We start from the raw sequence: 3,572 nt of genomic DNA, 5'->3' as shown, positions 1-3,572 counted from the left end.
TGGCTCCGGGGGCTGTGGGCAAGGCCGGTGACGTGGTCACGTGGACGTATGTCCTCACCAACGACGGCAACGTCACGCTCAGCGGTTCCGCCCTCTCCGACGCACTAGCGGGCACGAGTGCCCCCGACTACGTCTGGACCACTCCCGTCGGGGTCCTCGGCCCGCGTCAGTCCGTGACGGCGACCGCGACGTACACCCTGACCCAGGCGGATGTGGATGCCGGAAGCGTCACGAGCATCGTCACCGGCACCGGCACACCGCCCAACGGCGGCGCACCCGTGACGGCATCCGCGCCCGCCACGGTTCCGCTCACGAGTGCGCCCTCCCTCGTCGTCACCAAGGACGCGACGAGCACGGGCGGTGCGGCCGGCGACACCATCACGTACGCGTTCACGATCGAGAACCGCGGCAACGTCACTCTGTCGGGCGTCGTCCTGTCCGACACCCTCGCGGGCCTCAGCGCCCCGGAGATCACCTGGCCGGGCACGGCACGCATCCTCGCCCCGGGCGACGTCGCGACCGCGACCGCGAGCTACATCGTCACGCAGGCCGACGTCGACGGCGGCGAGGTGCGCAACACCGCGACCGCCACCGCGAGCGCGCCCGACGGCGCACTGCAGACCGCGGTCTCCGACGAGGTCGTTACGACACTCGACGATGCCGCGCCCGCCGTCGAGACCACCAAATCGGCTGCGTACGCCGACGGCGATGTGGGCGACGTCGGCGATGTGATCGAGTACACCGTCGTCGTTCGCAACGCCGGCAACGTCACCCTGACCGACGTGGGGATCGTGGACCCGCTCGAGGGGCTCTTCGACTTCGATCTCGTCTGGCCCGGCGAGGCCGGTGTCCTCGCACCCGAGCAGAGCCTGGTGGGCTCGGCGCGCTACCTCGTCACGCAGGCCGACGTCGATCGCGGCGCCGTGCTGAACATCGCCACAGGATCGGGAGATGCGCCGGACGGCACGACCGTCGACGACCCGTCCGCGCAAGTCGTGCTTCCCACCAGCGTCGGCGCCCCGAACGCGACCCTGACGAAGTCCGGCGTCCTCGAGCCGGGGGCGACCGGTCGTGCGGGCGACACGGTGCAGTACTCGTTCCGCGTCGCGAACACCGGCAATGTGACGCTCACCGGGGTCGCGATCACCGATCCGCTCGACGGCCTGTCGACGATCGACGTGACGTGGCCGGCGGCCGCGGGCGTGCTGGCCCCGGGGGCGGTCGCCGACGCCACGGCGACGTACGAGCTCACGCAGGCCGACGTCGATCGCGGATCTGTAGAGAACACGGCCACCCTCGCGGCGACGGCACCGGGCGGGGTCGCCGTCGAACGCACCGCCTCCGCGGTCGTCGCGGTCGAGGAGGCCGCGGAGCTGACGACCGTGAAGAGCGGACGACTGCTCGAACCCGGAATCGGCGCCGTGGGAGACGTCATCGAGTACCGACTCGTCGTCACGAACACCGGAAACGTCACGGTGCAGGACGGGAAGCTGATCGACCGCCTCGCGGGTCTGTCGTTGCCGGAGATCGAGTGGCCGGGGCCCGAGGGCGAGCTCCTCGTCGGCGACACGGTCGTGGGGACCGCCCGGTACACGCTCACGCAGGCCGACGTCGATCGCGGGTTCGTGCGGAACGTCGCCGGCGTCGAGGCGACGACGGAGCAGGGCACGGTCGTGGTCGCGGACTCGAACGCGGTCGTGATCAACACCGTGCAGCCCGCGGCAGCGCTGACCGTGGTCAAGGACGGCGTGATCACGGGCGACGGGGGCGTGGACAGCACGGTCGACTACACGTTCCGCATCGAGAACACCGGCAACGTCACGGTCAGCGCCATCACGCTCGCCGATCCCATGCCCGGCCTCAGCGTCCCTCGGATCACCTGGCCGGCCGCGGACGGCGTGCTGGCGCCCGGACAGTTCGCGACGGCGACGGCCGCGTACACGATCACCCAGGCCGACGTCGATGCCGGCTCCATCGCGAACGCCGCGACCGCGAGCGGCAGCTCCCGCGGCGGGGCGGTGACGAGCCCGCCCGGCATCGAGACCGTGGAGACCCAGGGGATCCAGGCGTCGATCGACGTCACCAAGAGCGCACGGCTCGACCCCGACGCCGCTGGCGTCGCGGGAGATGTCGTCACCTGGACGTATGCGCTGCAGAACACGAGCAACGTGACGCTCACTGGCGTCTCGCTCACGGATCGCCTCGAGGGATCCTCCGCACCGCAGTACGCCTGGCCGAACCCCGCGCGCCCGGGTGTGCTGCTGCCAGGGCAGACCGTGACGGCCACCTCGACGTACGAGCTGACCCAGGCCGACGTCGACCGCGGCTCGGTCGCGAGCGCGGTGGACGGCGTGGGCACGCCGCCGCGCGGCGCCGACGTCACCGGATCGGCGACGGCATCCGTCGTGATCACCGCCCGCCCCGGCCTCTCGGCGACGAAGGCGGGCGTGGTCGACGGCGCGGGCGGCGTCGGAGACCGCATCGACTACTCCTTCGGCATCACCAACACCGGCAACGTCACGTTGACGCTGGTCGACCTCGCCGACGCGCTCGTCGGCGTGAGCTCGCCGACCTTCGACTGGCCGGGGGAGCCCGGCATCCTCCTCCCGGGGCAGACCGTGGACGCCGCGGCCGACTACACGATCACGCAGGCCGATGTGGATCGCGGATCCGTCACGAACATCGCGACGGCGAGCGGCAAGCCCCCGGTGGGCGACACGATCACCGCAAGCACGCCAGCCGAGAACACGACCGTCGCACCGGCGGCTCCGCAGCTGCGCACCGGCAAGACCGCGACGGTCCGCGGTGACGGCGCGGTGGGCGACATCGTCGACTACGCGTTCACGATCGAGAACACCGGCAACGTCACGGTCTCGGGGATCACGTTGAGCGACCCCCTCGCCGGACTCTCGGTCCCCTCGGTGCGCTGGCCCGAGTCGACGGGCGTGCTCGCACCGGGGGAGATCGCGACGGCCACCGCGAGCTACGCGATCACGCAGGCGGACGTGGATGCCGGTGAGGTCGTGAACGTCGCGACGGCCACCGGCACGGCGCCCGGCGGCGCGAGCGTTACCGATTCGTCCGACGTGGTGCGCACTCCCACGACCGACCCGGCGGACGGCATCGTCATCGACAAGACCGGCGAGCTCGCGGCGGGATCGACAGGGCAGGTCGGCGAGCTCGTCGAGTTCGGATTCGTCATCCGCAACACGGGCAACCAGACGCTCCGCGACGTGGCGCTCGACGACGCCCTCCCCGCCCTCAGCGACATCGAGTACGTGTGGCCGAGCGACGACCCCGCGGCGGCCGGAGTGCTGCCGGTGGGTTCCGAGGCGCAGGCGACTGCGACGTACGCGCTCACTCAGGCGGACATCGATGCGGGTTCGGTCGCGAACACCGTGACCGTCACGGCTGCCACACCTCGCGGCGGCGCGGTCGACGCGACAGACGCGGCGACGGTCGTCGTCCCGCGCACCCCCGCGTTGTCTGCGGTGAAGTCGGGTGTGTTGTCGGTGGGTGATATCGGTGTGGTGGGTGACACGGTCGAGTATGTGGTGGTGGTGACGAATACG

The 3,572-nt window shown here is 71.3% G+C and carries 1 pseudogene; it reads left to right on the top strand.

Going from position 1 to position 3,572, the window contains the following annotated elements:
- A pseudogene (locus ACIPYT_RS17005) lies at nucleotides 1–3,572 on the top strand (AraC family transcriptional regulator); the annotation flags it as partial.

It is taken from the genome of Microbacterium sp. NPDC089695 (assembly GCF_044749085.1).
GTDB lineage: Bacteria > Actinomycetota > Actinomycetes > Actinomycetales > Microbacteriaceae > Microbacterium.
Note: the sequence above shows the minus strand (reverse complement) of the source record. Positions and strands in the feature narration are given on the sequence as shown.